Origin of the sequence: uncultured Georgenia sp. (assembly GCF_937958535.1) — a bacterium.
In the GTDB taxonomy this organism is placed as follows: domain Bacteria; phylum Actinomycetota; class Actinomycetes; order Actinomycetales; family Actinomycetaceae; genus Oceanitalea.
In genome coordinates, this window is record NZ_CALGNQ010000016.1 from 1 (window position 1) to 4273 (window position 4273).

Annotated in this window: 5 protein-coding genes; 3 read left to right on the top strand and 2 right to left on the bottom strand. The window is 74.1% G+C overall.

Going from position 1 to position 4273, the window contains the following annotated elements; translation table 11 throughout:
* The first annotated feature begins 88 nt into the window (after positions 1–88).
* Together Q0195_RS00635 and Q0195_RS00640 are read left to right on the top strand one after the other, a co-directional pair.
* On the top strand, positions 89–214 hold the full coding sequence (locus tag Q0195_RS00635; protein ID WP_299273173.1) for a hypothetical protein: 126 nt from the start codon (positions 89–91) through the stop codon (positions 212–214).
* An 18-nt stretch (positions 215–232) separates the two neighbouring features.
* Entirely contained in the window at positions 233–1402 is a 1170-nt protein-coding gene (locus Q0195_RS00640) for a ScyD/ScyE family protein (protein WP_299273183.1), read from the top strand.
* Positions 1403–1575: 173 nt separating this feature from the next.
* On the opposite strand, the gene Q0195_RS00645 is transcribed toward Q0195_RS00640, so the two are convergent.
* The gene (locus Q0195_RS00645; protein ID WP_299273176.1) at positions 1576–1842 is read right to left on the bottom strand and encodes a helix-turn-helix transcriptional regulator; all 267 of its coding nucleotides are present in this window, start codon (positions 1840–1842) and stop codon (positions 1576–1578) included.
* Complete coding sequence (locus tag Q0195_RS00650) at positions 1842–2348, bottom strand: DUF2975 domain-containing protein (RefSeq protein WP_299273178.1); 507 nt, start codon at positions 2346–2348, stop codon at positions 1842–1844. Before Q0195_RS00650 ends, Q0195_RS00645 begins: the two co-directional genes overlap by 1 nt.
* 247 nt (positions 2349–2595) lie before the next feature.
* Between Q0195_RS00650 and Q0195_RS00655 the strand changes: the two genes are divergently transcribed.
* Positions 2596–4155 carry an ATP-binding cassette domain-containing protein gene (locus Q0195_RS00655; RefSeq protein ID WP_299273180.1) on the top strand — a complete coding sequence of 520 codons (1560 nt, stop codon included), beginning with the start codon at positions 2596–2598 and terminating at the stop codon, positions 4153–4155.
* Positions 4156–4273 lie beyond the last annotated feature (118 nt).

Genomic DNA, 4273 nt, shown 5'->3' on the forward strand with positions numbered 1-4273 from the left:
TCACCCGCAGGCCGCGATGACACGAGGCCCCTACCCTGACCCGACCCTGCCCCGCCAGCCCGGGTCGACCGGCGGTAGGAGGTGTGCTGTGCGCAGATCCCGGCTCCTGGCCGCAGGCCTCACGGCGACGATGCTCGTCGTCCCCCTGGTCGGTGTCTCCGCGAGCGCGGCGGACGCCGACCGCTACGGCGGCGGGCGTGGCCACGGCCACTGACACCGTCACGAGTACCGCATCGACGACCTCACGACGGTCGCGTCCGGCCTGGACAACCCGCGAGGGCTCGTCGCCGACCGCCGGGGCGACGTCTACGTCGCGCTCTCCGGCCGCGGGACGGACGCGGCGACGCCCGGGATGACGGCGGAGGAGGCCGCCGCCCTGGACCTGCCGTGCTTCACCGGACCGGAGGGCCTGACCTGTCTCGGGGACACCGGGGCCATCGGCCTGCTCGACACGCACCGCCGGCACCGCCACGCCCGTGGCACGGTGCGCTTCCGCACGGTGGTCGACGGGCTGCCCTCGGTCGCCCCTCCCGGCGGTGGCAATGCGCTGGGGGTCACCGACGTCTCCGTCGACAGCCGCGGCCGGCTGTTCGCCACGATCGGGCTCGGCGGTGACCCGAGCCTCCGCCAGGCCGCGCTCGGGGACGACGACCTCGCCGCGCAGCTGGCCACCCTGGGCCGCGTCGACCTTCGGCGCGGCACCGTCCGTGAGGTCGCCGACCTCGGCGACGTCGAGGCGGAGACGAACCCGGCGGGCGGGACGGTGGACACCAACCCGTACGCGCTGGTCGCCGGGCGGCGCGGCCACGTCGTCGTCGACGCGGGCGGGAACTCGCTGCTCACGGTGGGCCGGGACGGTTCGGTCGAGCTGGAGCACGTCTTCCCCGACGAGCTCGTCACGGTGCCGCCGCCGGCTGGTGGCGACGGCACCGTGCAGGCACCGGCGCAGGCGGTGCCCAACGCGGTGGTCCGCGGCCCGGGCGGTGCCTACTACATCGGCCAGCTCACCGGCGGTCCGTTCGGCGAGGGCGCGGCGACGGTCTGGCGGTGGGAGCCCGGGGCCGAGCCGGAGGTCTACGCCGACGGCTTCACCCACATCATCGACCTCGCCTTCACCCCCGACGGCGACCTCCTCGTGCTCCAGATCGCCCGCCGGTCGCTGCTCTACGCGTTCACCGCAGGGGACTGGACCGGTGCCCTCTTCCTCGTCCCGCGGCGTCACCCGGACGAGCGGCACGAGCTCTTCGTCGACGACGCGGGTGAGCCGCTCACCGACGAGGATGGCGGGCCGCTGCTCTTCGCCCCCGGTGGCCTGGCCGTCCACCGCGACACGGTCTACCTGTCGAACCGGAGCATCCTGGCCGGAGGCGGTGAGGTGCTGCGTTTCGAGCTCGACGACTGAGCGGGGGCCGCGCCGCCCGCCTCCTTACTCGCCCGAGTGTCAGCGCATCGGGCATGGGCTACGGCCCACCGGACGGGCTGCGGAGTGTCGGATGTGCTGACCTGTGGGGAGGCGCGGCCGGAGCGGACCGGTTCACCGCGTGGGGACGCGGTCGCCGCGCCGCCCGGGCCGGGTCACCGGGCCGTCCCCTCGTCCCGGCTCCGGGACGAGGCGGTTGCAGGGGCGGCGTCGGCGTCGTCGGGCTCGTAGCGCAGGAGGTCACCGGGCTGGCACTCCAGCGCCTCGCAGAGCGCCGCGAGGGTGGTGAACCGGACCGCCTTGGCACGACCGTTCTTCAGCACGGCGAGGTTCGCCGGCGTGATGCCCACCCGCTCGGCGAGCGCGCCGACGGACATCTTGCGTCGGGCGAGCATGACGTCGATGTCGACGATGATGGGCATCAGATCACCCCGTCCAGCTCGGCGCGCAGGTGCCGGGCGTGGGCAGCGGTCTCCACCGCTTGGACGAGCAGCGTGCGCATGACGTAGACGACGAGCGCGACACCGCCGACGACGAGCGCTGCTCCGCAGATGAGTCCGACCACACCGGGGGCGACCTCGTCGCCCGGGGTCGTGCGGTTGACGTACGCGGCGACGACGGCGATGCCGAGGACGAGCACGGCGGCCGCGGCGATCGCGCCGATGACGATGTCGACGTAGCGGAACGCGGCGGAGGAGAAGACGGTGTCTGCCCGGACCATGGTGAGCAGCCGCCAGATGCACACCCCGACCACCTGGAGGCTGACGACCCCGAGGAAGAAGATCGCGACGAGCGCGATCCGCACCCCGGCGGCGAGGTCCGCCATGTCGAGCCACAGCAGTGGGAGCAGGGCGAGCTGGACGACGAGCGAGCCGGCGAGCGCCGTCGCGAGGATGACGCGCAGTGCGAGGACGGCGTACCTGCCCATGACGGACTCCTTCTGTCGAGAGACGACAATAATCTATCGAAACTCGATAGATTGCAAAGGGCTGTCCGGAATTCGCTTGCTCCGGTCGTCGCGGGGTGCGCAGACTGGCGACCGTCCCCGCGGGCCCGCCGCGTGTGTGAGGGGACAGCAGAGGATAAGGACCGGATGAGGCACCGGAGCGGTACCAGCACCACGCGCTGACGCCCGTCCGCGGGCGCGGCGCACCACCGCGACCCGGAAGGCCCTCATGTCCGCTCCGTCCCCCTCGGTCGTGCTGCACGACCTCACGTTCACCTGGCCGGACGGCACCGTCGCCCTGGACGCCGTCGCCGGCGCCTTCGGGCGCGGCCGCACCGGCCTGGTCGGCGCCAACGGCGCCGGTAAGTCCACCCTGCTGCGGCTGATCGCCGGCCACCTCACGCCTACGGCCGGCTCCGTCACTGTCTCCGGCCTGGTGGACCATCTCCCGCAGCGGCTGACCGCCGTGCCGGGAGCCACCCTCGCCGACCTCCTGGGCATCGGCCCGGTGCTCGCGGCGCTGCGCGCCATCGAGCAGGGCTCAACCGACCCGGCGCACTTCGACACCGTCGGGACCGCCTGGGACGTCGAGGAACGGGCGCGGGCCGAGCTCGCTGCACTCGACCTGCCGCCCGACCTCGACCGTCCCGTCACCGCGCTGTCCGGCGGGGAGGCGATGCTCGCTGCCGTCGCCGGGGTCAGGATGCGTGGCGCGGATGTCGCGCTCCTCGACGAACCGACGAACAACCTCGACCTCGACGCCCGCGACCGCCTCTACGAGCTCGTGCGCCAGTGGCGCGGCGCGCTCATCGTCGTCAGCCACGACCTCGCGCTCCTCGACCTCATGGACGAGACCGCCGAGCTCCGCGCCGGCGGCCTCACCGTCTACGGCGGTCCGTACAGCGCCTACCGCGAGTGGCTCGCCGCCGAGCAGGCGGCTGCCCGGCAGGCGCTGCGGGCCGCCGAGCAGACGCTGCGGCGGGAGAAGCGCGACCGGCTGGTCGCTGAGCAGCGCATCGCCCAGAGCCGCCGGCAGGGGCAGCGGGACCGCGAGAACGCCAAGTACCCTCCGATCGTCCTCAGCGCGCGGCGTGACGCCGCCGAGAAGGGGCAGGCCGCGCGGCGCGGGCTCGCCAACGCCCGGCTGGAGGCCGCGCGCGCGGCTGTCGCGGTCGCCGAGGAGGCAGTCCGGGACGAGGAGAGCATCCGCGTCGACCTGCCCGACCCGCGGGTCCCCCGCAGCCGGCGGCTCGCCGAGCTGCCGAGCAGCGACGGGCGCACCGTCGTCCTCCAGGGGCCGGAGCGCATCGCCCTGGTCGGGGCGAACGGGATCGGTAAGACGACGCTGCTGCGCCGGCTGCTGCCCGAGCTGAGGGTCCGCACCGGGTACCTGCCCCAGGGGGTCGACCTCCCCGACGACCGGACGGTGCTGGACGTGGTGCGTGCGGCGGTACCCCAGGTGCCACCCGGCCAGGTGCGCAACCGGCTCGCTCGCCTGCTGCTGCGCGGGGACGTCGTCGACCGGCAGGTCGGCACGCTCTCCGGCGGCGAGCGCTTCCGCGTCGCCCTCGCGCGGCTGCTCCTGGCCGACCCGCCACCGGAGCTGCTCGTGCTGGACGAGCCGACCAACGACCTCGACATCCCGAGCGTCGACCAGCTCGTCGCGGCGCTCACCGTCTACCGCGGCGGGCTCCTCGTCGTCAGCCACGACCGGGCGTTCCTCGACCGGCTCCGGCTCGACGCCGTCGTCCGGCTCACCGCGGACGGGCGGCTGGTGCGAGAACACTGAGCCCGGCCGCCCGTTGTCGGGAACTGCGCTCTCGATGGGAACTGCGCTGTCGGTGGGAGGTGGGCTGTCGGTGGGAGGTGGGCTGTCGGTGAGGGCGTGGCCGGCTGGTGGGGATGCC